20 protein-coding genes are annotated in these 25,088 nt (G+C 55.5%); 11 read left to right on the top strand and 9 right to left on the bottom strand.

Annotation, left to right across the window (positions count from 1 at the left end; translation table 11 throughout):
- Window positions 1-23: 23 nt before the first annotated feature.
- Window positions 24-1,229 (bottom strand): nicotinate phosphoribosyltransferase, encoded by a 1,206-nt coding sequence (pncB, locus tag PU624_RS16160; RefSeq protein WP_283545794.1) that lies wholly within the window; start codon window positions 1,227-1,229, stop codon window positions 24-26.
- A 243-nt stretch (window positions 1,230-1,472) separates the two neighbouring features.
- On the opposite strand from pncB, the gene pepN reads away from it, so the two are divergent.
- Window positions 1,473-4,088 carry an aminopeptidase N gene (gene pepN / locus PU624_RS16155; RefSeq protein ID WP_283545793.1) on the top strand — a complete coding sequence of 872 codons (2,616 nt, stop codon included), beginning with the start codon at window positions 1,473-1,475 and terminating at the stop codon, window positions 4,086-4,088.
- 36 nt (window positions 4,089-4,124) lie between these two features.
- On the opposite strand, the gene ssuB is transcribed toward pepN, so the two are convergent.
- From ssuB to ssuE, 5 genes are read right to left on the bottom strand one after another with little or no spacing between them, the layout of a single operon-like run.
- Entirely contained in the window at window positions 4,125-4,913 is a 789-nt protein-coding gene (gene ssuB, locus PU624_RS16150; RefSeq protein ID WP_283545792.1) for an aliphatic sulfonates ABC transporter ATP-binding protein, read from the bottom strand.
- Complete coding sequence (ssuC, locus tag PU624_RS16145) at window positions 4,910-5,701, bottom strand: aliphatic sulfonate ABC transporter permease SsuC (protein WP_283545791.1); 792 nt, start codon at window positions 5,699-5,701, stop codon at window positions 4,910-4,912. The genes ssuB and ssuC overlap by 4 nt, the downstream gene beginning before the upstream one ends.
- Window positions 5,702-5,711: 10 nt before the next feature.
- The gene (gene ssuD / locus PU624_RS16140; protein ID WP_283545790.1) at window positions 5,712-6,860 is read right to left on the bottom strand and encodes an FMNH2-dependent alkanesulfonate monooxygenase; all 1,149 of its coding nucleotides are present in this window, start codon (window positions 6,858-6,860) and stop codon (window positions 5,712-5,714) included.
- Window positions 6,861-6,869: 9 nt separating this feature from the next.
- Window positions 6,870-7,823 carry a sulfonate ABC transporter substrate-binding protein gene (locus PU624_RS16135; RefSeq protein WP_283545789.1) on the bottom strand — a complete coding sequence of 318 codons (954 nt, stop codon included), beginning with the start codon at window positions 7,821-7,823 and terminating at the stop codon, window positions 6,870-6,872.
- Window positions 7,824-7,834: 11 nt separating this feature from the next.
- Window positions 7,835-8,386, bottom strand: a complete 552-nt coding sequence (gene ssuE, locus PU624_RS16130) for an NADPH-dependent FMN reductase (protein WP_283548016.1) — start codon at window positions 8,384-8,386, stop codon at window positions 7,835-7,837.
- A gap of 749 nt (window positions 8,387-9,135) precedes the next feature.
- Here ssuE and PU624_RS16125 point away from each other — a divergent pair.
- The 4 genes from PU624_RS16125 (at window position 9,136) to PU624_RS16110 (ending at window position 13,360) form a co-directional block, all read left to right on the top strand.
- The gene (locus tag PU624_RS16125; RefSeq protein WP_283545788.1) at window positions 9,136-10,116 is read left to right on the top strand and encodes a glycosyltransferase family 2 protein; all 981 of its coding nucleotides are present in this window, start codon (window positions 9,136-9,138) and stop codon (window positions 10,114-10,116) included.
- A gap of 101 nt (window positions 10,117-10,217) precedes the next feature.
- Window positions 10,218-11,519 (top strand): flippase, encoded by a 1,302-nt coding sequence (locus PU624_RS16120; RefSeq protein WP_283545787.1) that lies wholly within the window; start codon window positions 10,218-10,220, stop codon window positions 11,517-11,519.
- 134 nt (window positions 11,520-11,653) lie between these two features.
- A complete protein-coding gene (pyrD, locus tag PU624_RS16115; RefSeq protein ID WP_010255000.1) occupies window positions 11,654-12,664 on the top strand; it encodes a quinone-dependent dihydroorotate dehydrogenase in 1,011 nt (336 codons plus the stop codon).
- A 153-nt stretch (window positions 12,665-12,817) separates the two neighbouring features.
- On the top strand, window positions 12,818-13,360 hold the full coding sequence (locus tag PU624_RS16110; RefSeq protein WP_283545786.1) for a cell division protein ZapC: 543 nt from the start codon (window positions 12,818-12,820) through the stop codon (window positions 13,358-13,360).
- On the opposite strand, the gene PU624_RS16105 is transcribed toward PU624_RS16110, so the two are convergent.
- Window positions 13,361-14,470, bottom strand: a complete 1,110-nt coding sequence (locus PU624_RS16105; RefSeq protein ID WP_283545785.1) for a YcbX family protein — start codon at window positions 14,468-14,470, stop codon at window positions 13,361-13,363.
- 110 nt (window positions 14,471-14,580) lie between these two features.
- Here PU624_RS16105 and rlmKL point away from each other — a divergent pair, with 110 nt between their 5' ends.
- From rlmKL to rmf, 6 genes are all read left to right on the top strand, one after another.
- The gene (gene rlmKL / locus PU624_RS16100; RefSeq protein ID WP_283545784.1) at window positions 14,581-16,695 is read left to right on the top strand and encodes a bifunctional 23S rRNA (guanine(2069)-N(7))-methyltransferase RlmK/23S rRNA (guanine(2445)-N(2))-methyltransferase RlmL; all 2,115 of its coding nucleotides are present in this window, start codon (window positions 14,581-14,583) and stop codon (window positions 16,693-16,695) included.
- 6 nt (window positions 16,696-16,701) lie between these two features.
- Window positions 16,702-18,618 (top strand): ABC transporter ATP-binding protein, encoded by a 1,917-nt coding sequence (locus PU624_RS16095; RefSeq protein ID WP_283545783.1) that lies wholly within the window; start codon window positions 16,702-16,704, stop codon window positions 18,616-18,618.
- A 14-nt stretch (window positions 18,619-18,632) separates the two neighbouring features.
- Window positions 18,633-19,901 carry a membrane integrity-associated transporter subunit PqiA gene (pqiA, locus tag PU624_RS16090; protein ID WP_283545782.1) on the top strand — a complete coding sequence of 423 codons (1,269 nt, stop codon included), beginning with the start codon at window positions 18,633-18,635 and terminating at the stop codon, window positions 19,899-19,901.
- On the top strand, window positions 19,888-21,531 hold the full coding sequence (gene pqiB / locus PU624_RS16085; RefSeq protein WP_283545781.1) for an intermembrane transport protein PqiB: 1,644 nt from the start codon (window positions 19,888-19,890) through the stop codon (window positions 21,529-21,531). The genes pqiA and pqiB overlap by 14 nt, the downstream gene beginning before the upstream one ends.
- Window positions 21,528-22,097 carry a membrane integrity-associated transporter subunit PqiC gene (gene pqiC, locus PU624_RS16080; protein ID WP_283545780.1) on the top strand — a complete coding sequence of 190 codons (570 nt, stop codon included), beginning with the start codon at window positions 21,528-21,530 and terminating at the stop codon, window positions 22,095-22,097. Before pqiB ends, pqiC begins: the two co-directional genes overlap by 4 nt.
- A 279-nt stretch (window positions 22,098-22,376) precedes the next feature.
- Window positions 22,377-22,544 (top strand): ribosome modulation factor, encoded by a 168-nt coding sequence (rmf, locus tag PU624_RS16075; RefSeq protein ID WP_008925875.1) that lies wholly within the window; start codon window positions 22,377-22,379, stop codon window positions 22,542-22,544.
- Window positions 22,545-22,613: 69 nt separating this feature from the next.
- On the opposite strand, the gene fabA is transcribed toward rmf, so the two are convergent.
- Together fabA and PU624_RS16065 are read right to left on the bottom strand one after the other, a co-directional pair.
- On the bottom strand, window positions 22,614-23,132 hold the full coding sequence (fabA, locus tag PU624_RS16070; RefSeq protein WP_008925876.1) for a bifunctional 3-hydroxydecanoyl-ACP dehydratase/trans-2-decenoyl-ACP isomerase: 519 nt from the start codon (window positions 23,130-23,132) through the stop codon (window positions 22,614-22,616).
- Between the two features lie 68 nt (window positions 23,133-23,200).
- Window positions 23,201-25,069, bottom strand: a complete 1,869-nt coding sequence (locus PU624_RS16065; RefSeq protein ID WP_283545779.1) for an AAA family ATPase — start codon at window positions 25,067-25,069, stop codon at window positions 23,201-23,203.
- Window positions 25,070-25,088: the final 19 nt, after the last annotated feature.

Genomic DNA, 25,088 nt, shown 5'->3' with positions numbered 1-25,088 from the left:
TCAACGCCCCGATAAGAAGAGGTTTAACTCGCTTTTTTCACCAGCGGCAGATCAAACGCTTTACGCAGGGCTCTGACAAAGGCTTTGTCCTGGCAGATGGTTTTGCCCGGGCTGTCTGAAAGTTTCGCCACCGGCTTGCCATTGCACTGCACCAGCTTGATAACGATGTTCAGTGGCGTAACACCCGGAATATCGCAGGTCAGACGGGTACCGATGCCGAACACGACATTCGTCCGCTGGCCAAAGTGGCGGTAGAGCGCCAGCGCTTTGTCGAGATTCAGGTTGTCAGAAAAGACCAGGTGTTTGCTTTGCGGATCGATACCCAGCTTCTGATAGTGAGCCAGCGCTTTTTCACCCCACTCAACCGGATCGCCGGAGTCGTGGCGCAGTCCCTGGTAGCGGCGGGCAAAGACCGGACCGAAATCGCGCAGGAACGCATCCATAGCAATACAGTCGGTGAGGGCGATGCCCAGTTGATCGTCATACTCGTCCAGCCATGCCTGCAGCGCGGCGCGCTGGCTGTTGGCGAGGACCGGGCTGATCTGCTGGAAGGCCTGGAACCACTCATGCGCCTGGGTTCCTACCGGTGTCAGCGACAGACGGCGCGCCAGATCATAGTTACTGGTGCCAATCAGCCACGGGAAATCCTGTTTCAGCGTTGAGACGATCGACTGCTGCACATCCTGCGAATAGCGACGGCGGGTGCCGAAATCCATCAGGCGGAAGCGTGACATATCAAGGTCCGCCACCTGCGTCTTAAAGTCGCCGAGTTTCTGATGTAAATGGTCAATCGCCTGCTGGGTGGTGACCTGCGGCGTGCGATGACGATGCACAATCTCGCTAATCAGCGCCAGCAGCGGCACCTCCCACAGAATCACTTCACGCCACGGCCCCTGAATACGAAGTTCCAGCTTGCCGTGGTGATTGCGCACTTCAACCTGATCCGGGTTATAGCGGAACTGGCGTAACCAGCTGAGGTAATCCTGCTGGAAGAAGGGAAGGTGAGACAACCAGGTCGCTTCATCCTCTGTCAGCGCCAGGTGTTGCATTGCGGTTATCGCGTCACGAATTTCGTCAGCGTAGAGACCCAGCAGTTCGTCGCCGCGGCAGCGAAACTCCGCCGCCACCGTTACGTCATGGTAGCGGTGGAAAACGGCCTGCTGCATATGGAGCTTATAGGCGTCCGTATCCAGCAGCGAGGTCAGTATCGGGGAAGCATGTCCTGTCATGGCGCGTTTCAGCATCCTGTTCGGTGGCGCAGAGCCCGGTGTTGTACACAGTCATAAAGACGCAAAAGTATAATTCACTATCTGAAGCCAATCACAGCATATTTCAGTCGGGCGGGTCGAGGCCAATCTGTGCCTTTGTTAACAAACTGTAGCCATTTCACCCTTTAGGTGCATTGTGCGTGGCAAGCTTCTGGTAACAAGCTTAGACTTTGCCGGTAAACTTATAACAACGCGAGACGCAATATGACGCAACAGCCCCAAATCAAGTATCGCCACGATTACCGTGCGCCTGATTACACCATCACCGATATCGATTTAACCTTTGAACTGGATGCGTCCACCACCCGCGTTACAGCCATCAGCCAGGTTAAACGACAGGGCGACAGCCAGGCTGAGCTGCGACTGGACGGCGAAGCGTTAACGCTGATTGCGCTGGAGATCGACGGGCAACCCTGGACGGCTTTCCGTGAAGAAGAGGGCGCACTGGTCATCAGCCAGCTGCCGGACAGCTTCACCCTGAAAATCATCAATGATATTCATCCGGATCAGAACACCGCGCTGGAAGGGCTGTACAAATCGGGCGAGGCGCTCTGCACCCAATGTGAGGCTGAAGGCTTCCGTCATATTACCTGGTATCTCGATCGCCCTGACGTGCTGGCGCGCTTTACCACCACGATTTATGCCGACGGTGAGCGTTATCCGTTCCTGCTCTCCAATGGTAACCGCATTGACAGCGGCCTGGATGAGCAGGGCCGCAGCTGGGTAAAATGGGAAGATCCGTTCCCAAAACCCTGCTACCTGTTTGCGCTGGTGGCGGGCGATTTCGACGTGCTGCGCGACAGCTTTACCACCCGTTCAGGCCGTGATGTGGCGCTGGAGATCTTCGTCGATCGCGGTAACCTCGACCGTGCCGACTGGGCGATGACCTCGCTGAAAAACAGTATGAAGTGGGATGAAGAGCGTTTCGGCCTGGAGTATGACCTCGACATCTTTATGATCGTGGCGGTGGACTTCTTCAACATGGGTGCGATGGAGAACAAAGGCCTTAACGTCTTTAACGCCAAATATGTGCTGGCAAAAGCGGAAACGGCGACGGATAAAGACTACCTCGGCATTGAGGCGGTCATCGGCCACGAATATTTCCACAACTGGACCGGTAACCGCGTGACCTGCCGCGACTGGTTCCAGCTCAGTCTTAAAGAGGGGCTGACGGTGTTCCGCGATCAGGAGTTCAGCTCCGATCTGGGTTCGCGTGCGGTGAACCGCATTGATAACGTGCGTATCGTGCGCGGTGCGCAGTTCGCCGAAGATGCCAGCCCGATGGCGCACCCGATCCGTCCGGATCAGGTTATCGAGATGAACAACTTCTACACCCTGACCGTGTATGAAAAAGGGTCAGAAGTGATCCGCATGATGCACACTCTGCTGGGTGAAGAGAATTTTCAGAAGGGCATGAAGCTCTATTTTGATCGTCACGACGGCAGCGCCGCGACCTGTGATGACTTTGTGCAGGCGATGGAAGATGCCTCAAACGTCGATCTGTCGCAGTTCCGCCGCTGGTACAGCCAGTCCGGTACGCCGGTACTGACGGTCCGCGACGATTACAATCCGGAGCTGGAGCAGTACACGCTGCACGTCACGCAGCACTCGCCAGCCACTGCCGATCAGAAAGAGAAGCTGCCACTGCATATCCCGCTGGATATCGAACTCTATGACGGTGAAGGCAAGGTGATTCCGCTGCAGAACAACGGCCATCCGGTCCATCATGTTCTGAATGTCACCGAAGAGTTCCAGACCTTTATCTTCGATAACGTCTATTTCCAGCCGGTGCCGTCGCTGCTGCGTGAATTCTCTGCGCCGGTGAAGCTCGATTACAAGTGGAGCGATGCTCAGCTCACCTTCCTGATGCGCCATGCGCGCAACGACTTCTCCCGCTGGGATGCGGCTCAGAGCCTGCTGGCGACCTACATTCGTCTGAACGTCGCCCGCTATCAGCAGGGCCAGCATCTGTCGCTGCCGCTGCATGTTGCCGACGCTTTCCGCGCCGTACTGCTCGACACCGATTGCGATCCGGCCCTGACGGCGCTGATCCTGACGCTGCCGTCGGAAAATGAGATTGCCGAGCTGTTCGATACTATCGATCCGCAGGCGATTGCGCTGGTGCGTGACGCACTGCAACGCACGCTGGCCCGCGAACTGGCCGATGAGTTTTTTGCCATCTACAACGCCAATCAGCAGCCTGAATACCGCGTGGAACATGACGCGATTGGTCAGCGCAGCCTGAAAAATATCTGCCTGACCTATCTCGCCTTCAGCGACGCACAGCTGGCGGACAAGCTGGTGCAGACGCAGTATCACCAGGCGACCAACATGACCGATGCGCTGGCGGCGCTCTCTGCGGCTGTCGCGGCTCAGTTACCGTGCCGTGATGCGCTGCTGGCGGCGTACGATGAGCGCTGGCATCAGGATGGTCTGGTGATGGACAAATGGTTTGTGCTGCAGGCGACCAGTCCGGCTGCCAACGTGATGCGCAATGTGCGTCAGCTTCTGACTCATCGCTCCTTCACCATGAGTAACCCGAACCGCGTGCGCTCGCTGGTGGGGGCCTTTGCCTCAGCTAACCCGGCCGCGTTCCATGCTCAGGATGGCAGCGGTTATAAGTTCCTGGTGGAGATGCTCACCGACCTCAACACCCGTAATCCGCAGGTTGCGGCACGGATGGTGGAGCCGCTGATTCGTCTGAAACGTTATGACGAAGGCCGTCAGGCGATGATGCGCGAGGCGCTGGAGCAACTGCTGGAGCTGGATAAACTCTCTGGCGATCTCTACGAGAAAATTACCCGGGCACTCAACGCCTGATAATAAAAACGGGAGCGTATAAAACGCTCCCTTTTTTCAGCGCTGCTGCGCGTACCGTAACGGCTGTGGTCGCTCCGTGCGCTGCATCACCCGATCCAGCACCTCCGCTTCCAGCTCGGCCAGCCGCGCAGATCCACGACGCCGCGGACGTGGCAAATCCACCAGCAGATCCAGACCGATTTCGCCCTCTTCGATTAACAGCACGCGATCCGCCATCGCTACCGCTTCACTGACGTCGTGCGTGACCAGCAGCACGGTAAAGTGATGCTGCTGCCACAGTGACTCAATCAATCCCTGCATTTCAATACGGGTCAGGGCATCCAGCGCCCCCAGCGGTTCATCCAGCAGCAGTAAACCGGGCCGATGGATCAGCGCCCTGGCCAGTGCCACGCGCTGTTTCTGCCCCCCGGAGAGAGCGGCTGGCCACTCATCGGCCCGATCGGCCAGTCCCACCGCCGCCAGCGCATCCATTGCCGCGCTGCGCCATTCGCGTCCGCGCAGGCCCAGACCAACGTTATCGATCACTTTTTTCCACGGCAGCAGTCGCGCATCCTGAAACATCAGGCGGATATCGTCACGAGCCGACTGCAGCGGTGCATTGCCCGCCAGCAGTTCACCGCTGGAGCTCTGTTCAAGGCCGGCCAGCAGGCGCAGCAGGGTACTTTTGCCACAGCCGCTGCGGCCTACCACCGCCACAAACTGACCAGACGGAATATGCAGGTCAATCTTATTGAGAATGGTGCGATTGCCATACCGTTTGCTGACGCCGTTAACGCCAACGGGCGTGCCGGTATTCAGGCGTGCCGGTGAGAAAGTCTGGCTCATGCGTTCTCCTCCTTCAGTTGATAAGCGGGATGCCAGCGCAGCCAGACACGTTCCAGTAACAACGCGGCGACATCCGCCAGTTTGCCGAGCAGGGCATAGAGAATGATGGCGACCACCACCACATCGGTCTGCAGGAATTCACGCGCATTCATCGCCAGATAGCCGATGCCAGAACTGGCAGAAATAGTCTCAGCGACAATCAGCGTCAGCCACATCAGACCCAGCGCGAAACGCACGCCGACCATGATATTCGGCAGTGCACCGGGCAGGATGACCTGAATGAACAGGCTCCAGCCGGAGAGGCCATAGCTGCGGGCCATCTCAACCAGTCCGCGATCGATGTTGCGGATGCCGTGATAGGTATTCAGGTAAATCGGGAACAGCGTGCCCAGCGCCACCAGAAAGATTTTGGCGGATTCATCAATACCGAACCAGAGGATAACCAGCGGGATCAGCGCCAGATGCGGCACATTGCGCAGCATCTGGAGTGAGGTATCCAGCAACCGCTCACCGGTTTTCGAGGTGCCGGTGATTAAGCCCAGCAGCAGGCCAATGGAACCACCGATACTGAAGCCGATCAGCGCCCGCCAGCTACTGATCGCCAGATGCTGCCAGAGTTCACCGCTGGCGGTCAGCTGCCAGAACGTCGTCACAATTTTCTCCGGCGCAGGCAGAATGCGGTTCGATAACCAGCCGGTCTGCGAAGCAATCTGCCACACCACGACCAGCAGCGTCGGCAGCAGCCACGGCAGCAGCGTATCAGCAAGGCGTTTTCGGGTTCTGGCCATTATGCTCTCCTCAGCCCCGGGCGACTTTTTTCTCAGGGGTAAAATCGTTGGCGACCGCTTCTCCGTGCGCCTGAACGACGCGCGGCTGTGGCACCAGGGGAACCTGAACATCAAGATGCGGGAACAGCAGTTCACCGACGCGATACGCCTCTTCCAGATGCGGATAACCCGACAGGATAAAGGTCTCTATACCCAGCGCTTCATACTCTTTGATGCGTGCGGCGACAGTCGGACCATCGCCGACCAGCGCGGTACCGGCTCCGCTGCGCACCAGGCCTACGCCTGCCCACAGGTTCGGGCTGATTTCGAGCCTGTCGCGGCGACCGCCATGCAGCGCGGCCATCCGGCGCTGCCCGACAGAGTCTGCCCGCTGGAACGCGGCCTGCGCTTTCGCGATAGTGGCGTCATCGACATTAGCAATCAGCCGGTCGGCGGCCTGCCACGCCTCTTCATTGGTTTCACGCACAATCACATGCAGACGGATGCCGAAGCGAACGGTGCGTCCCTGAGCGGCCGCTTTCGCGCGCACCTGCTCAATCTTCTCTCTGACCTGTGCAGGTGGCTCACCCCAGGTGAGATAAACATCGACCTGTTCAGCCGCCAGCTCCTGGGCGGGTTCAGAAGAGCCACCAAACCAGAGCGGAGGACGAGGCTGCTGCACCGGTTTGAACATCAGACGTGCGCCGCGAACCTTCACGTGCTTGCCTTCGTAATCGACGGTTTCGCCTTCCAGTACCCGACGCCAGACGCGGGTAAACTCGGCGGATTCGGCGTAACGTTCACGGTGATCCAGGAACACGCCGTCGCCCGCCAGCTCTTCCGGATCGCCGCCGGTCACCAGATTGAACAGCGCGCGGCCATTGGAGAGGCGATCCAGGGTGGCAGCCTGACGCGCCGCCTGAGTCGGAGAAATCACGCCGGGACGCAGCGCCACCAGGAAGCGCAGGCGCTGGGTTACCGGAATCAGCGACGCGGCAACCAGCCAGGCATCTTCGCAGGAGCGGCCGGTTGGGATTAATACCCCCCCAAAGCCGAGACGGTCAGCAGCCTGCGCCACCTGTTGCAGATAGGCGTGATCAACCGGTCGCGCCCCTTCAGCCGTACCAAGATAGTGACCGTCGCCATGCGTCGGCAGGAACCAGAAAATAGATACGCTCATTGTTGCTCCTTACTGCGTTACGGTATGCGGTTGCCAGATGCGATCCTGAATCGTCACTTTTACCGGCAACAGATGATTGGCATAGAACAGGTCAGCAGTGCGCTGCTGGGCTGCGGCCGTTTCGGCACTGACCGGCGAAATCCGGGTGGGCGGCCGATGGCTGAGGTAGCTGGCGATGACCGGCTCAGGCAGGCCCATCGCCTGCGCCAGCAGCGTGGTGCTTTCCTGACGCTGGCTGATTGTCAGCGCGTCGGCCGCGCTGAAGGTGTCGAGCACCTGCTGAATAAACGCACCATGCGCTTCGGCATAGCTGCGGGTCGCTAAATAGAACGAACCAGTCAGATTCAATGAGCTGCCATCAGTCAGCAGACGCGAATTGCCCTGCAGCAGCACCGAGGAGTAGTAGGGATCCCAGATTGCCCAGGCATCAACGTCACCCTGCTGGAAGGCGGCGCGCGCATCGGCGGGTGTCAGATAGACGGGCGTGATGTCTTTAATGCTCAGACCGGCCTGCTGCAGGGCGCGCAGCAGTAAGTTGTGAGAGCTGGAGCCTTTCTGGAAAGCGACTTTCTTACCTTTCAGATCCGCAACCTGTTTCAGGGAGCTGTTTTTCGGCACCAGAATGACTTCTGCTTTGGGTTTTGGCGGCTCAGAGCCGACATAAAGCAGATCCGCGCCGGCGGCCTGGGCGAACAGCGGCGGGAGGTCACCGGTACTGCCGAGGTCAATACTATTGATGTTGAGCGCTTCCAGCATCTGCGGGCCTGCCGGGAACTCTATCCACTTAATCCGGGTATGGGGAAAACGCTTCTCCAGTAACTGGTGTGACTTTGCCAGCACCATGCTGACCGAGCCTTTCTGATAGCCGATACGAATTTCAGCCGGATCCGATTCGGCGGCCTGAACCTGCAGCCCCGCCAGTAACAATCCCGCCACCAGCCACTTTCCTAATCGTTGTTTCATCAATTGCTTCCTTATACCGCTTGTGCAACGGGGTGGTGGTGACGGGTCAGCGCGAGCCAGAACGCAGAGACCGCGTCGTCAAGACGTTCTGCCAGTGAATCTTCTAATACCGGCTGACGATCGTAATGAGTAATCTGGCTGTCTTCCGCATACACGCCGTGCAGGATCTCCTGCGCCTTTAAAGCGTTGAGAACCGGCTTCAGGGCGTAGTCCAGCGCCAGCATGTGGCCGGCACTGCCGCCGCTCGCCAGCGGCAACACAACTTTGTGTTCCAGCGCGCGCTCAGGCAGCAGATCGAGCAGGGTCTTCAGCGCACCTGAAAACGACGCTTTATAAATAGGTGTCGCCACAATCAGGCCATCGGCCGAAGCCAGATCTTCACGCAGGGCCAGCAGGGCGGGCGCATCAAAACGCGCATTGATCAGATCGTCAGGCTGAAAGTTGTGAATATTCCAGGGAATGACTTCGATGCCACGGGCTTCCAGCTTGTGCTGACACAGCGTCAGCAGTGAGGTCGAGCGGGAAGGAAATCGTGGGCTGCCTGCCAGCGTAATAACTCGCATCATCACTCCTTATAACTAAAAGTTATTGATTATCTAATGTTGAGAACTAATGCCTTCATACTGTCAGAGCAGGGGAGTGGGCTTAAATGATTTATCTGGCAAAGCAACGGTGAAAACTGCAAATAGAAGTCAAGGCGCCAAACGCGACGCTGCCTGATTCCGATAATTCTTAAATTCGGCGCGGACAACGGAACAATTCATTAAGAGGGATGATAAGAGATACGCAAAAACGCCCGGCTGGCTGAAAAAAATCTCTTTCGTCTGATTGATTAATCAGTCTTCCTGAGGATGTCACCGTTTTAAAGCGAAACGGCTGGCAAAAGAGCGCGTAAAAGCGGCACGGAATCAGCTTATCTGCGGCGGTGTTCACCAGAAATTAGGATTAATTGCAGAAAGAAAACTGTAATAAAAATGAAGGAATGGCGAAGTTATTCACCCTTTAAGATGTTCGCTTACAGATTTCTCAATCTGGTTACGTCTGACTGGGAGGGCAATTTTAAATCATTCCTCAACGGTTTTAACATTAACGCAGACTATAGATGCACTTTCCTGAACAGTGATAATGATGTGAAACGTTAAGAGAACTTTTACGACTGGTCTTTTTTCGCATAACCGGTCTAAGATAATCGGGCTAAATGAAAGCCATCATAATATTAGCGCATTACTCTTTTCGACGTTTCGCCTCTGGTCAGGCCCTGCATCTGGCAGGTGAATCGTATTGTCATTTTTCTAACAGCAGAGAATTGCCTATGTCTGACACTCTATTATCCGTAATTATTCCAACTTACAATGTTGAAAAATATATTGTGGAGTGCGTTGATTCATTATTACGTCAGGTTAAAGCGCCCAATGAAATACTCATTGTGAATGATGGCTCCACCGATGGAACATTAGCCTTACTTGAACAGAATTATTCGCATCTTTCTCAGGTTAAAATAATTACCACCGAAAATGGGGGGGCCGGTCGTGCTCGTGATGTGGGTATCGAGCAGGCGAAGGGCCAGTTTCTCTTTTTCTGTGACCCGGATGACGTCGTGGCAGATGGGCTGGTCGCTGAACTGGCTATGGTGGCGGAAAAGCACCCTGAAACCAACCTGTTCTGTTTTAACTCCTGCGTCTACCGCGATGGTCAGATTGACATAACCTCGCCAAAAGTCAGACACGAGCAGTTTGGCCAGCAGAAATCACAGGAAGTCTTATTGCGCCTGCTGCGCAATGGCAGCTACACCTCTGCGGCCTGGAGCTATGTCATCAGCAAACGCGTTATTGAGCAGCATAAATTACGCTTTGTTAAACGCGTTCATGAAGACCATAACTTTACGCTCTCCTGCTTTATGAAAAGTCAGCAGGCCTGGGTCAGTCATCAGGTCTATTATAAGCAGCGTATTCGCAATGGCTCACTGACCAACAGTACCAAAAGCAATGAGTTTTTCTATCAGCGCTATGATGCCTTTATGAACGCCTACAATACTCTGACCAGTTCCCTGGTTAAATCTGCATGGCGCGATACGCTGGAAAAAGCCTATTTAATCCACTCCTTTCGTCTGATGATCTATTTATCGCTCTATAACCGCACCCCCGTACCGGAATATGTGCTGAATGCGATTCGTTTTATGGGCCGTAACGTTAAAACAGAAAACGCTAAAGAATGGTTATTGTTCAATCGTCCTGAACTGTTTATTGCACTGCAGCATTACAAGGTTAAAAAAGAGCTGAAAAACGCCGCCTGATTCTGAAAATCAGCCTGATTCTGAAAAATGTGAAGCGATATTGTTTATCCCTTATCGAAATGAGAAGGTGAGACATGCAATGTGTATAAGGTTGTTGCGTCATGGCAAAAGTACTCGATAAAAGTCTGGTTATTAATATTTTCTCGCTGCTGGCCTATCGCGGCGCGTCGTTTTTGTTCCCGCTGGCCACGCTGCCCTATCTTGCCCGTGTTCTGGGTGTAGAGCAGATGGGTACGCTGGCGCTGGCGATCGCCTGCGTGCTCTATTGCAGCACCATCTCCGACTGGGGATTCAATGTCTTTACCACCAAAGATATTGCGCACCATCGTGATGACAAGGAACGCGTCAGTCAGCTCTTCTGGTCAACGTTTAACGCCAAGCTGATGCTGCTGGTGGTGACCAGTGGCACGCTGCTGACCGCGACCTGGTTTAATCCCGCCTGGCATCCGCTGTTCTTTATTATCCTGGCGAACTGCACCACGCTGATAGGCTCGCTGTTTTCATTCGGCTGGCTGATGCAGGGTTTTGAGAAGCTGGGTAAGACGGCGATGATCGCCACCTTTGGTAACTTCTGTGCGATTCCACTGACCTTTTTATTGGTGAAGTCCCCGCAGGATACCTGGCTGGCTGCCCTGATCCCGGGTACGGTCTCCATCATCAGCGCAGCGATAACGCTGAAATTTGTTCTGGAGATGAAGGTCATTGGCCGCTACCGCTTTGAACCGCGTGAAATCAAACAGCGCATCACCGACAGCATGGATGTCTTTATCGCCATCGCTGGTGCCAATCTCTTCAACAGCGTCAACGTCGTGATCCTCGCCTCGTTTACCTCGACCTATATGGTCGGGATCTATAACGGTGCGGATCGCCTGCGTAAAGCCGCTAACTCGGTCCCGGAGCAGATCGGCAGCGCCTTCTTCCCGCGCGTCAGTCACCTGTTTGGCCGGGATAAACGGGCTGCGATTGCGGCAACGCGTAAAAGCCTGATGCTGTCGTTTTCCCTGAGTCTGTCGATTGTGATCTTCACCTGGTTCTTTGCGGACCTGGTGGTCTCAATCTTACTGGGTAAAGACTTTATCCCGTCGGCGGATGTGCTGCGCGTGTTCGTGCTCTGCTTCCTGTTTGGCAACATTGCCTATCCGGCCGGATTGCAGATTCTGATCCCACACGGTTTAGCGCGTCAGCGTATGTGGGTGATGATGGCCGCGGGGGTGATTAACGTGCCGCTGTGCTGTTTCCTGGCGTGGAAGTTTGGTGCGATCGGGGCCGCATGGTCGATGGTCGGGGCTGAAGCGTTCGTCTGCATCGGTATTTTTGGCATCATGCAGCGTCACGGCATCCTGCGGGACTATCTTTTCCCGTCACGGGTGGAAAATCACCCCGTAAACGATTCCGCTGCGTAAGATCAAAGCATTTCCAGATAACTTCACGCATCCCCGCAGTTAGATTTACTTTTGCGCCAGAGCACTTTACCATTCTGGCGCACATTTTCCCGTGCACCGACTTCCACGATCGCTTCCGTCCTTCAGGAGAGTGCATGTTTTATCCTATCGTCCGACCGGCGCTGTTTAAACTCGATCCCGAACGCGCACACGAACTCACCTTTCAGCAACTGCGTTTTATGAACGGCACCCCGCTGGAGATGTTTTATCGCCAGAATCTGCCGTCGCGTCCGGTTACCTGTATGGGACTGACCTTTAAGAATGCCCTGGGCCTGGCCGCAGGTCTGGATAAGAACGCAGAGTGCATTGATGCGTTTGCGGCGATGGGCTTTGGTTTTGTCGAAGTCGGCACCGTTACACCGCGCGCTCAGGCAGGCAATGATAAGCCGCGGATGTTTCGTCTGGTGGAAGCGGGCGGAATTATCAATCGGATGGGATTTAATAATCTGGGTGTTGATCACCTGGTTGAGAACGTAAAAAAAGCGCGATTTAACGGCGTCCTCGGGATCAATATCGGTAAAAATAAAGATACGCCGGTCGAGCAGGGTAAAGATGATTATCTGATCTGCATGGAAAAGGTCTATGCCCACGCCGGTTATATTGCCATCAATATTTCTTCGCCTAACACCCCAGGTTTACGTTCGCTGCAATATGGTGAGGCGCTGGATGATCTGCTCTCGTCGATCAAACAGAAACAAAAAGAGCTGGAACAGCGTCATCTTAAATATGTTCCGCTGGCCGTAAAAATTGCGCCCGATCTCTCTGAAGAAGAGTTAATTCAGGTTGCGGACAGTTTAATTCGTCATCAGATTGATGGCGTCATTGCCAGTAATACCACGCTCGATCGTTCGCTGGTAAGTGGTCTTAAACATGCTGAAGAAGCGGGTGGATTAAGCGGCCGGCCAGTGCAGTCTCGCAGCACGGCGGTCATCCAGCGCCTTTCTCAGGAACTGCAGGGTCGCCTGCCCATTATTGGCGTTGGTGGCATCGATTCTCTGACCGCAGCGCGTGAAAAAATCGCCGCCGGGGCAACGCTGGTTCAGATTTATTCAGGCTTTATTTATCAGGGGCCAGGATTAATTAAAGATATCGTCACCCATCTCTAAGACAATTCTCACAATGATTGGCCGGGGGGTTTATTTATCCCCTCGGCTCGTTTATATTTTGTCCTGCTGCACGCTTTTTCAGCTTTTCCTTATGTTTCTTTTTTCGCTGAATTCTGCGCGATTTTTGGCGCAGCGGTAAATACAGGGCACACGATGAAAATTAAACCCGATGATAACTGGCGTTGGTATTTTGACAGCAGCCACGACCGAATGATGCTCGACCTGGCAGACGGTATGCTTTTTCGTTCCCGTTATTCGCGCAAAATGCTCACGCCGGATGCCTTCACTGAATCGGGTTTTTGTGTTGACGATGCCGCCCTTTATTACACCTTTGAAGAGACCTGCCGCCATTGCAAACTCAGCGGCAGCCATCGCGCTGAACTGGTGTTAAACGCGCTGGTCGCTGCCCGCTTCCTCAAACCCCTGATGCCGAAAAGCTGGCATTTCACTTCGTATGCCCCGGCCATGCAGCCTCGTCCTGGCGAAATGGTACAGGTCACGCTGGCTGAAGAGGGAACGCTGGCACGTCTGCTGGTGGTGGAGAGTGGTGATAATGCGGCGCTCTGCCTGCTGGCGCAGCCAGGATTAACGCTGGCCGGAAAAAATATGGTGCTTGGCGATGCCATCAAGGTAATGAACGATCGCCTGCAGCCCTGGCATCAGGACGTCGCGCCGCGGTACGCACGCGCCGTCTGATCAGTTCAGTTCGATATCCCCTGCCGGAATGCAGCTACAGCTTAACAGTGTGCCGTCCTGACGCAGGGCACTCTGTTTCAGCGCCTTCACCTCGCCCGCGACCAGATTCAGCTTGCAGCTGCCACACAGGCCCGCCCGACAGGAGTAGGGGATGCGGAAGCCCTGCATCTCCAGCTGATCCAGTAACACCTGCTGATTATCTCCGGTGAACGTCTGACCCTGGTAAGTAATGGTCACGGCATCAGGCGCCTGCTGCATAGGTTTCAGTGTTTCGACGACTTCACCGGCACCATAGCTGCGCGGGGCATGGCGTTTCAGGACAACCATTTCATCACCAGCACGAACCACGCCACTGTTGCGCGCCACTAAGTTCAGACCGAAATCGATATCACCACTGCCATCCTGGGCGGTGCGGAACGTCTGCAGCGTGGCCAGCGGATGACCGGTGGGATGCTTAACGCCGGTCTCAGTGCTGACCGTGGTGAGCACGCAGCGACTGCAGGGCTTAGGCACCTCGAATATCACGTCGCCAATCTGAATCTCCGCCCAGCTATCTTCATCCCACGCGGCAGCACCGCTGATGACCAGATTCGGGCGAAACTGTTCGGCCCGGACGCTGGCCGGGCAGCGCTGTTGCAGATCATGCAGCGACGCGTTGTTGATCAGCAAAAACGGAAAGCCATCGGCAAAGCTCAGTGGAATATTTTCAAACGCTTTGACGCGGCGGCGGAGTTGCGGACCGACCCAGCGCAGCTGAACCTCACGCGTGAAGAACTGGCTCAGCCACTGGTTTATCGCACGCGGCGCGATGCGCGCGGTAAAATGATTGCCCCAGACCTCGGTGGGATGTTCCTGCTCATCGAAATCGCTGAAGCGGATCAGGGACTGACTGCCATCCGGGGCCGCCAGCAGCAGGCCATCCGGTAAAATAGCGGGCGTGAAGCGCACCAGCTCCGGGTACTGCCGGGCGGTAATAAAGGTGCCATCAGGTTCGGTCACCATGAACAGTCGATCAAACGCCAGTCCGCTGTCAGTGACCAGCGCATGTGATAATGCTAATCCCCGCATCGACTTCACAGGATGAATAAATAAGCGGGAAAGCGTGATCATGGTGTTCTCCTTGAACCCGACGCGCGACACAAAAGAAGCTAACTTTATGACATAGGTCTCCGATTCGCTATAATGCGCGACAATTTTCTCAAGAGTTAAAAAGTGACGATATGAATTCTCTGTTTGCCAGCACGGCGCGTGGGCTCGAAGAGCTGTTAAAAAGTGAGCTGGACGCGCTGGGCGCGCAGGATTTGCAAGTGGTGCAGGGAGGCGTTCACTACGAAGCCGACGATCGCGCCATGTACCAAAGCCTGATGTGGAGTCGTTTAGCATCACGCATCCTGTTGCCGCTGGGAGAGTTTGGCGTCTACAGCGATCTCGATCTCTATCTGGGTGTGCAGAGCGTGGACTGGCCGTCGATGTTCGGCAGCGACAAAACCTTTGTCGTGCATTTCAGCGGCACCAACGACTCCATTCGTAACAGCCAGTTCGGCGCGCTGAAAGTGAAAGATGCCATCGTGGACAGCTTTACCCGTCAGAATCTCGAACGGCCAAATGTCGATCGCGAGCAGGCGGATATCCGCGTCAACGTCTGGCTGAATGACGACCGCGCCAGCATCGCGCTGGATCTCAGCGGCACCTCGCTGCATCAGCGCGGTTATCGCCAGCAGACCGGTCAGGCACCGTTAAAAGAGACGCTGGCGGCGGCAATCGTGCTGCGTTCAGGCTGGGAGCCGACCACACCGCTGATCGACCCGATGTGTGGTTCCGGTACACTGCTGATTGAAGCGGCGCTGATCGCCTGCGATCGCGCACCCGGCCTGCTGCGTAAGCACTGGGGCTTCACCGCATGGAGCCAGTTTAATGCTGCGCTGTGGCAGGACGTAAAAGCTGAGGCGCAGGACCGTGCCCGCGCAGGTACGGCCGCGACTCAGGCGCGCTTCTTTGGCTACGACAACAATGGTCGTGTGCTGGAGTGGGCGCAGGCGAATGCCCGCCGCGCTGGCGTCTATGAACTCTTTACGTTTGCTCAGCAGGACCTGCTGAAGCTGACCAATCCGGTCGATCCGACGATTCACGGCACGGTACTGAGCAATCCGCCTTACGGTGAGCGTCTGGAAAGCGAACCTGCCCTGATTGCGCTGCACAGCCAGCTCGGACGTCTGATGAAGCAGCATTTTGGCGGCTGGAACCTGTCGCTGTTCAGCGCCTCACCAGAACTGCTGAGCTGCCTGCAGCTGCGTGCCGATCGCCAGTTTAAAGCGAAGAACGGTCCGCTGGACTGCGTGCAGAAAAACTATCAGCTGGCGGTTAACAGCCATGAAAGCGCCGGACAGATTGCGGAAGATTACGCGAACCGTCTGCGTAAAAACGTGAAAAAGCTGGAGAAGTGGGCGCGTCAGGAAGGCATCGAATGCTACCGCATTTATGATGCCGATCTGCCAGACTACAACGTTGCTGTCGATCGCTATGGCGACTGGGTAATTATCCAGGAGTACGCGCCACCGAAAACCATCGATCCAAACAAAGCGCGTCAGCGCCTGTTCGATGTGATCAGCGCGACCCTGAGCGTGCTGGAACTGCCTGCCGACCGTCTGATTATGAAAACGCGTGAACGCCAGAAAGGCAAAGCGCAGTATCAGAAGCTCAGCGAGAAGGGCGACTATTTCGAAGTTAAAGAGTTTAATGCGCATTTCTGGGTGAATCTGACCGACTATCTCGATACCGGCCTGTTCCTCGATCACCGCATTGCCCGTAAAATGCTCGGCCAGATGAGTCAGGGCAAAGATTTCCTGAACCTGTTTGCCTATACCGGCACCGCCAGTGTGCATGCCGGTCTGGGTGGGGCGCGTTCAACCACCACGGTAGATATGTCGCGTACCTATCTGGAGTGGGCAGAGCGCAACCTGCGCCTCAACGGACTGACCGGGCGTCAGCACCGTCTGATGCAGGCGGACTGCCTGAGCTGGCTGAATGAGAGTGACGAGAATTTTGACCTGATCTTTATCGATCCGCCAACCTTCTCCAACTCAAAACGTATGGAAGAGAGCTTTGACGTTCAGCGCGATCATATGATGCTGATGCGAAACCTGAAGCGCCTGCTGCGTCGCGGCGGCACCATCATGTTCTCCAATAACAAACGCGGTTTCAAAATGGACATGGATGGCCTGAAAGCACTGGGCCTGCAGGCGCAGGATATTACCCAGAAAACGCAGTCGCAGGACTTCGCGCGTAACCGTCAAATTCACAACTGCTGGCTGATCACTCACGCCGGTAAGGAATAAGATTACATGTCATTAATCAGTATCCACGGCGCTTATCTCTCCTTCAGCGATGCGCCGCTGTTAGACAATACCGAACTGCACATCGAAGAGAACGAACGCGTCTGTCTGGTGGGCCGTAACGGTGCGGGTAAATCCACGCTGATGAAAATCATCAATGGCGAACAGCCACTGGATGATGGCCGCATCATTTATGAAACCGACCTGGTCGTGGCGCGTCTGCAACAGGATCCACCGCGCAATATTACCGGCTCGGTCTATGACTTCGTGGCCGAGGGCGTTGAAGAGCAGGCTGAGCATCTGAAAGCCTATCACGCCATTTCCCATGTGGTGATGGACGATCCCAGCGATAAAAACCTTAATGAGATGGCGCGTCTGCAGACCATTCTCGACCATCAGAACCTGTGGCAGCTGGAGAGCCGCATCCATGATGTGCTGGAGCAGATTGGTCTGCAGCCCGATACCGAGCTGTCGTCACTCTCTGGCGGCTGGCTGCGTAAAGCGGCGCTGGGCCGTGCGCTGGTCAGTAACCCGCGCGTGCTGATGCTGGATGAGCCAACCAACCACCTCGATATCGAAACCATCGACTGGCTGGAAACCTTCCTGAAGAACTTCAGCGGCAGCATCGTCTTTATCTCGCATGACCGTTCGTTTATCCGCAACATGGCGACGCGCATTGTCGATCTTGACCGTGGCAAGCTGGTCTCCTGGCCGGGCAACTACGATCTCTACCTGGAAGGCAAAGAAGAAGCGCTGCGCGTTGAAGAGATGCAGAACGCTGAATTCGACCGCAAGCTGGCGCAGGAAGAAGTGTGGATCCGTCAGGGCATCAAAGCCCGTCGTACCCGTAACGAAGGCCGTGTGCGTGCGCTGAAAGCGCTGCGTCGTGAGCATTCCGAACGTCGCGAAGTGATGGGCAAAGCCAACATGCAGGTCGGTGAAGCGTCCCGCTCCGGCAAGATTGTCTTTGAGCTGGAAAATGTCGACTACGCGGTCGATGGCAAAGTGCTGGTGAAGGACTTCTCTACCCAGGTTCAGCGTGGCGACAAAATTGCGCTGATTGGGCCGAACGGCTGCGGTAAAACGACCTTACTGCGCCTGATGCTGCAGCAGCTGAAAGCCGATCATGGCCGCGTGCATTCCGGCACCAAGCTTGAAGTGGCTTACTTTGACCAGCATCGCGCTGAACTGGATCCGGATCGCACCGTGATGGACAACCTGGCCGAAGGCAAGCAGGAAGTGCTGGTTAACGGCAAACCGCGCCACGTGCTGGGCTATCTGCAGGACTTCCTGTTCCATCCAAAACGTGCGATGACGCCGGTGCGTGCCCTTTCGGGTGGTGAGCGTAACCGCCTGCTGCTGGCGCGCCTGTTCCTGCGTCCCAGCAACCTGATGATTCTGGATGAACCGACCAACGACCTCGACGTTGAAACGCTGGAACTGCTGGAAGAGCTGATTGATGGCTATCAGGGCACCGTCTTACTGGTGAGCCACGATCGTCAGTTCGTCGATAATACCGTCACCGAGTGCTGGATCTTTGAAGGCAACGGCGAGATCGGTACCTTTGTCGGCGGTTATCACGATGCGCAGCAGCAGCGCGCCGCCTACCGGCAGCACCGGGCTGCGGCCCCCGCGAAAGCAGCGGGTAACACCGCTAAGCCTGCCGCAGAGAAGGGTGACGCTAAGCGTAACGTGAATAAGCTCAGCTACAATCTGGCGCGTGAGCTGGAACAGCTGCCGCAAAAACTGGAGCAGCTGGAAGCACGCATCGGTGAACTGCAGGCGAAGATGAGTCACCCGGACTTCTTCAGTCAGGCACACGATCAGACGCAACCGGTGCTGGATAATCTGGCGCAGGCTGAGCAGGAGCTGGAAACGGCTTTTGCGCGCTGGGAAGAGCTTGAGTCACTGAAAAACGGCGCGTAGGGCAGGGCTAACGGATGTGTTCAGCAGTGAAAAGTAACGCGTGGATGCTCTGTCCACAATGCGATTTAATGATTAAGCTGCCGGACATTCCCGTGGGCAGCCGTGCGTCATGCCCGCGCTGCCACACCTCCCTGACGGCCAACTGGCACGAGCCGCGTAAGCGGCCGACGGGCTATGCGCTGGCAGCCCTGTTTATGCTGCTGCTGGCGAACCTGTTTCCTTTCGTCTCGATGAAGGTCGCCGGGCTGACCAGCCAGATTACTCTGTCACAAATCCCCCAGGTGATGGTGACGGAAGATTACAGCAGCCTGGCGACGCTGTTCCTGCTGTTTGTGCAGGCGGTTCCGGCCTTCTGCATGATCACCATTCTCCTGCTGGTCAATCGTGTTCCCTTACCAACCCGACTCAAAATCGGTCTGGCGCGCATCCTGTTTCAGCTGCGTAACTGGGGCATGGCAGAAATCTTTATGGCGGGCGTGCTCGTCAGCTTCGTCAAGCTGATGGCCTATGGCGAGATTGGCCTGGAGACCAGCTTCTGGCCGTGGGTGCTGTTCTGCCTGTTACAATTGCGGGCCTTTCAGTGTGTGGACCGGCGCAGCTTGTGGGACAGTCTGTCACCCCGACCTGCGCTGCCTCATCCGCCCGAAGTGGGCGTCAGCGGATTAGAGCAGGGGCTGCGATCCTGTCCCTGCTGTACCGCCATTCTGCCTGAAGCTGAGCCTGCCTGTCCGCGCTGCGGCGTCACGGCCCAGGCACGGCGTAAGCACAGCCTGCAGTGGACGCTGGCGCTACTCTTTACCTCCATACTGCTTTATATCCCGGCCAACCTATTGCCAATCATGGTGACGGAAACCCTCGGTACAGCCTATCCCTCCAATATTATGGCGGGTGTGATTGTGCTGTGGGGCGATGGTTCTTATCCGGTGGCGCTGGTGATTTTTATCGCCAGCATCATGGTGCCGACGCTGAAAATGCTGGCGATTGGCTGGCTCTGCTGGGATGCCAGCGGACGCGGACAGCGTGACAGCCACAGGATGCACAAAATTTATGAAGTGGTCGAATTTGTTGGCCGCTGGTCAATGATCGACGTATTTGTGATTGCCGTGCTCTCTGCGCTGGTGCGTATGGGGCAATTAATGAATGTTTATCCCGCGTGGGGGGCAGTACTCTTTGCGATGGTGGTGATTATCACCATGATTGCTGCCATGACCTTTGACCCGCGGTTAACCTGGGATCGTGTACGCGAAAACAATATGAAGGAGTCGCGCCTTGACGGAAACTAACCACGGCCATGCAAAGGTGGAACAGATTAAGCGCTGGTCGCCGGTCTGGATTGTCCCCATCGTTACGCTGTTAATCGGCGGATGGATCCTCTTTTATCACTTCAGCCATCAGGGGCCGGAAGTTACCTTAATCACCGAAAACGCCGAAGGCATTGTGGCGGGTAAAACCACGATTAAAAGCCGCAGCGTGGATGTCGGTGTGGTGGAGAGCGCGGTGTTAAGCGACGATCTTCACCATGTGGAAATCAAAGCGCGCCTCAATTCGGGCATGGAAAAATTGCTGCACAGCGACAGCGTCTTCTGGGTAGTGAAACCGCAGATTGGTCGTGAAGGGATCAGCGGTCTGGGCACCCTGTTGTCAGGTGCCTATATCGAACTGCAGCCCGGCACTAAAAAACAGCCACCCGAGCAGTATCAGCTGCTGGATGCCCCTCCGTTAGCGCCACCGGATGCCAAAGGTATCCGCATCGTGCTGGACAGTAAAAAAGCGGGCCAGCTTAATCCGGGCGATCCGGTGCTGTTCCGTGGCTATCGCGTGGGTACGGTCGAGACCAGTGTGTTTGATACTGACAAACGCATGATGACCTATCAGCTGTTTGTGGCCGCGCCTTATGACCGACTGGTGACGACCAACGTGCGTTTCTGGAAAGACAGCGGTATCGCCGTGGATATGTCTGCCTCCGGTATGCGGGTGGAAATGGGATCGCTCACCACGCTGTTTAGCGGCGGCGTCAGTTTCGACGTGCCGGATGGCTGGGAACTGGGTCAGCCTGCGCAGAACAAGTCTGACTATCATCTGTTTGACGATCAGCGCAGCATTCAGGACTCGCTCTACACCAACCATATCGACTACGTGCTGTTCTTCACCGACTCCATTCGTGGTCTGCAGGCGGGCGCACCGGTTGAGTTCCGGGGTATTCGTCTGGGCACCGTCTCTGAAGCGCCATTGATGAAAGCGGGACTGGTTCAGGCGCTGAATAATGATTACCGCGTGCCGGTCCTGATTCGCATTGAACCGGATCGCTTTATCAGCCGGCTGGGTGAGAACTTCGATCTGGAGCAGCATCTGCAGGATGGTAAAAAACGCGGCCTGCGTGCCACGCTGAAAACCGGCAATCTGTTGTCAGGTGCGCTCTATGTCGATCTCGACTTCTATGACAATGCGCCGCCTTACAAAGGTCCGCAGAAGGTCTCTGGCTATGAAGTGATCCCAACCGTCAGCGGTGGCCTGAGCCAGATTCAGCAGAAGCTGATGGCGGCGCTGGATAAGATCAACAGTCTGCCACTGAACGGTATGGTCAATGAAGCGACCGGGACGCTGAAAGAGAGCCAGAAAACGATGCGTGATCTGCAGCGCACCATCGACAACATCAACAAAGTCACCGGCAGTCCGGCGATGAAAACTCTGCCTGAGGATCTGCAGCAGACATTGCGCGAGCTGAACCGCAGCATGAAAGGCCTGCAGCCAGGTTCGCCAGCCTACACCAAAGTGGTGGGGGATATGCAGCGCCTGGATCAGGTTCTGCGTGAGCTCCAGCCGGTGCTGAGAACGCTGAACAATAAGAGCAATGCGCTGGTATTTGAGGTGAAACCGGGACAGGATCCCCAGCCGAAGAGGGCGAAACAGTGAAAAAAGGATTGATACTTTGTGCCGCGCTGATGTTGAGTGCGTGCAGTAGCAGCGTTGACAATACCTGGTATCAGCTGCCCTCCGGGGCGGCATCCATGCAGGTCACCAGCAGCCAGCTCAATGAAGCGCAGCCGATGTTGTGGGTGCAGCAGGTGACGGTGCCGGACTATCTGGCAGGTAATGGGCTGGTTTATCAGACCAGTGATGTGAAATATGTCATCGCCACGAATAATCTCTGGGCCAGCCCGCTCGATCAGCAGCTGCAGCAGACGTTGATTACTAACCTGAGCAAAGCGCTGCCAGGACGACTGGTGGCAGGTTCACCATTAGGCGCGCAGCACGATACGCTGAATGTCACTGTGACAGGCTTCCAGGGTCGCTACGATGGCAAAGTCATCGTCAGTGGTGAATGGACGCTGGAGCATCAGGGCCGTCTGACGAAACAGGCGTTTAACCTGGTCCTGCCGCAGACTGAAGATGGCTATGATGCCATGGTCCGGACGCTGGCGGCTGGCTGGCAGCAGACGGCGCAGAAGATTGCCAATAGTGTGGTTGCGTTAAATTAAGATTGATGTGAATAAATAAGCTAAGCCCCTGTCTGATTATCGTCATTTTTCGATATCGGGCAGGGGCTTTTTTATGAGTTTAATCAGAAAGATAGTGTTGTCGAATGATTCATAAAGGAGCGTTAATCTTACCGATTAAGGTCACATTTATGACACTGGCATGAAGATTGGGCATTGATCTTTGGATACGCAGGGGGTAGAACATAAGAGTGGTTGAACATTAATTCACCACATTTCTTTCCACCAGATTCCACAGACCTTACATGAGGGACACGGAGTATGAAGAGACAGAAACGAGACCGCCTCGAACGCGCCCATTCACGTGGTTATCAGGCAGGCATTACTGGACGCTCAAAAGAGATGTGTCCGTATCAGTTGATTGACGCTAAGTCTCACTGGTTGGGAGGTTGGCGACAAGCCATGGAGGACAGGTCGGTAGCTGCATAACCGGATGTCACTGAAAAGGGAATATAACCTCCGCCATGCGCGGAGGTTTTTGTTTCCGGGGGGAAACGCTTAGAAAGCGGCGGTATCTTTAAACAGGCCGACTTTCAGATCGCTGGCGGTATAGATCAGATTACCGTCAACCAGCACTTCACCATCTGCCACGCCCATGACCAGTTTACGGTTAATTACACGCTTGAAGTGAATGCGATAGGTGACTTTCTTCGCCTCTGGCAGGACCTGACCGGTGAATTTCACTTCACCCACGCCCAGCGCACGACCTTTACCTTCGCCGCCCAGCCAGCCCAGATAGAAACCAACCAGCTGCCACATGGCATCCAGGCCCAGGCAGCCCGGCATCACCGGATCGCCAATAAAGTGGCAACCGAAGAACCAGAGATCAGGATTGATATCCAGCTCCGCTTCAACAAAGCCTTTGTCATATTTGCCGCCGTCTTCGGTCATTTTGACCACGCGGTCCATCATCAGCATGTTGCCAGATGGAAGCGGCGGACCATTTTCGCCAAACAGTTCACCACGACCTGACAGAATCAGGTCTTCTTTGGTATAGGATTCGCGTTTATCTACCATGTTTTCAATAAGCCTTGTTTTAGTGAATCACGAATATTAGCGAACAGTTGTACGCTGAGCAAATCTGATTAACGGTGGTTGAACCAGTTAAGCCAGCGCAGCGCCCAGGGACGTTGCGGACCGTCCGGCTGGTTGAACAGGCTAATGCGTTCCTGGATGGCATTCAGCAGGCAATCGCCCTGACCATCCTCGGTACTCCAGATTTTTCCGGTCAGCAGCGGCAGCGCTTCCTCGGCCTGGTCAATGGCCCAGATATGGAAACGCCCCTGCTCAACTGCACTGACAACCGCCTGGTTCAGACTGAGATGACGCACATTGCAGGCGGGAATAATCACACCCTGCTGGCCCGTCAGTTCACGCTGATGGCAGATATCAAAGAAGCCTTCGATCTTCTCATTCAGCCCGCCCACCGGTTGAACGTTGCCGAACTGATCGACCGAGCCGGTTACCGCAATCTGCTGATTAATCGGCTGATTAGCCAGGGCGCTGATTAAGGCACACAGTTCAGCCAGCGAGGCGCTGTCACCATCCACCTCGGAATAAGATTGCTCAAATACCATTGAGGCCGAGAAGGGCAGTTGCTGATCGAGTTCCAGCTCTGCGGTCAGGTAAGCCTGCATAATCATCATGCCTTTGGCATGGATATTACCGCCCAGCTCCGCTTTGCGCTCAATATCCATGAACTCACCATCACCGGGATGAACCACGCAGCTGATGCGCGACGGATCGCCCCAGGCGCGGGGATGGCCAGGATATTCCACAACCGACAGACCATTAATCTGACCGACCACTTCACCTTCAGTTTCTATCAGAATCTGTCGCAGCAGGATCTCGTCACGCATCCGCTCATTGAGATAGTTCTCGCGCCACAGGCGAGCTTCCAGCGCATCACGCAGCGCTTCAGCATTGAGTTCATCGCCCATCAGAGCTGACTCGCGCATCTGACGCTGCAGCCAGCGGGGACAGAGTGGCAGGGTATCCTGATCGCCGCTGTAGCGGACGCCTTCTTTGATCAGCTCTGGCCAGAAGTCCTCTTCCGGCAGAGGCAGGCCTGCCTGTTGTGCCAGTTCAGCGTTCCAGCGACACCAGGCGAGCATGTCATCTTCATCCAGAATCTGAATGTTCTCTTCAAATTCAGTATAGATGGCCATTTCGTGCGCTTCAGGATCGAGCTCCTGAAAATCTGCCAGCGCTTCACGGTCGCCACACAGGACCAGGTTAAGGCTGAGTGGCAGGGGAGGAATGGAGACAGGTAGCGGGCGGCGTTCATCCTGAGATGTCCACTCAACATAGCCCTGCTCAATACACTTTTTCAGGCGCAGCCAGAGAATCGGCTGTGTCATCAGGCTGCGCAGTGACAGGACCAGCGTGCCGCCATTGGCGCGATGAATCAGGCCCGGCTCCAGCTGGATGCGATCTTTATACTGACGCACGCAGCCAAACAGCTGCTCCATCTCAGTCCATTCAGCAAAGTGAATGCCACCCTGACTGGTGAACGGTCGTTGAGGATCGGAAGGGGGCTGAAGCGTGACGTTGTCAGCCATGATATGGTAATCACCGCCGTACAAAGTGGTACTGTCTGCCATGACCCGCTGTGCGGCCTGGACAATGAATGTCAGATAGTCGCGATTCTCCTGGCTACGAACCAGCAGTAACGGGAAACCTTGCGTCTGGTGGTGTAAGTGCGCCAGTGCATTCAGCAACCGGGGCTGTACCGTTGCCAGAGCATCAGTTTCTTCATCAGCAATTCGGGAGAAAACGGATTGGTATTGCGCGCTATCCGGCTGTAAGGTCTGCCACGTAAGTTGGGTGCTGGTCAAAATAATCGCATTTGTCTGTATTAAGAAAAGCGAGATTATACAGGATTCACCCTTGTTAAGCACTGCAGACTTCCTGTTGAAGATGTGACGATGACAGCATGTTTTTCGTTGCTGCATCCGGGAAAAAAGCTGTTAT

The sequence above is a fragment of the Pantoea sp. Lij88 genome (assembly GCF_030062155.1).
In the GTDB taxonomy this organism is placed as follows: Bacteria; Pseudomonadota; Gammaproteobacteria; order Enterobacterales; family Enterobacteriaceae; genus Pantoea.
This window is presented reverse-complemented; position numbering and strand designations above follow the sequence as displayed.

Bases quoted from the DNA above. Each gene is read 5' to 3' on its own strand.
- ssuD (WP_283545790.1), bottom strand. From the start codon at position 6,860: ATGAGCGTATCTATTTTCTGGTTCCTGCCGACGCATGGCGACGGTCAC.
- PU624_RS16095 (WP_283545783.1), top strand. From the start codon at position 16,702: ATGTCATTAATCAGTATCCACGGCGCTTATCTCTCCTTCAGCGATGCG.
- pqiA (WP_283545782.1), top strand. From the start codon at position 18,633: ATGTGTTCAGCAGTGAAAAGTAACGCGTGGATGCTCTGTCCACAATGC.
- rlmKL (WP_283545784.1), top strand. From the start codon at position 14,581: ATGAATTCTCTGTTTGCCAGCACGGCGCGTGGGCTCGAAGAGCTGTTA.
- ssuE (WP_283548016.1), bottom strand. From the start codon at position 8,386: ATGCGAGTTATTACGCTGGCAGGCAGCCCACGATTTCCTTCCCGCTCG.
- rmf (WP_008925875.1), top strand. From the start codon at position 22,377: ATGAAGAGACAGAAACGAGACCGCCTCGAACGCGCCCATTCACGTGGT.
- PU624_RS16120 (WP_283545787.1), top strand. From the start codon at position 10,218: ATGGCAAAAGTACTCGATAAAAGTCTGGTTATTAATATTTTCTCGCTG.
- PU624_RS16065 (WP_283545779.1), bottom strand. From the start codon at position 25,069: ATGCAGCAACGAAAAACATGCTGTCATCGTCACATCTTCAACAGGAAG.
- PU624_RS16110 (WP_283545786.1), top strand. From the start codon at position 12,818: ATGAAAATTAAACCCGATGATAACTGGCGTTGGTATTTTGACAGCAGC.
- ssuC (WP_283545791.1), bottom strand. From the start codon at position 5,701: ATGGCCAGAACCCGAAAACGCCTTGCTGATACGCTGCTGCCGTGGCTG.
- PU624_RS16135 (WP_283545789.1), bottom strand. From the start codon at position 7,823: ATGAAACAACGATTAGGAAAGTGGCTGGTGGCGGGATTGTTACTGGCG.
- pyrD (WP_010255000.1), top strand. From the start codon at position 11,654: ATGTTTTATCCTATCGTCCGACCGGCGCTGTTTAAACTCGATCCCGAA.
- pepN (WP_283545793.1), top strand. From the start codon at position 1,473: ATGACGCAACAGCCCCAAATCAAGTATCGCCACGATTACCGTGCGCCT.
- ssuB (WP_283545792.1), bottom strand. From the start codon at position 4,913: ATGAGCCAGACTTTCTCACCGGCACGCCTGAATACCGGCACGCCCGTT.
- PU624_RS16105 (WP_283545785.1), bottom strand. From the start codon at position 14,470: ATGATCACGCTTTCCCGCTTATTTATTCATCCTGTGAAGTCGATGCGG.
- fabA (WP_008925876.1), bottom strand. From the start codon at position 23,132: ATGGTAGATAAACGCGAATCCTATACCAAAGAAGACCTGATTCTGTCA.
- PU624_RS16125 (WP_283545788.1), top strand. From the start codon at position 9,136: ATGTCTGACACTCTATTATCCGTAATTATTCCAACTTACAATGTTGAA.
- pncB (WP_283545794.1), bottom strand. From the start codon at position 1,229: ATGACAGGACATGCTTCCCCGATACTGACCTCGCTGCTGGATACGGAC.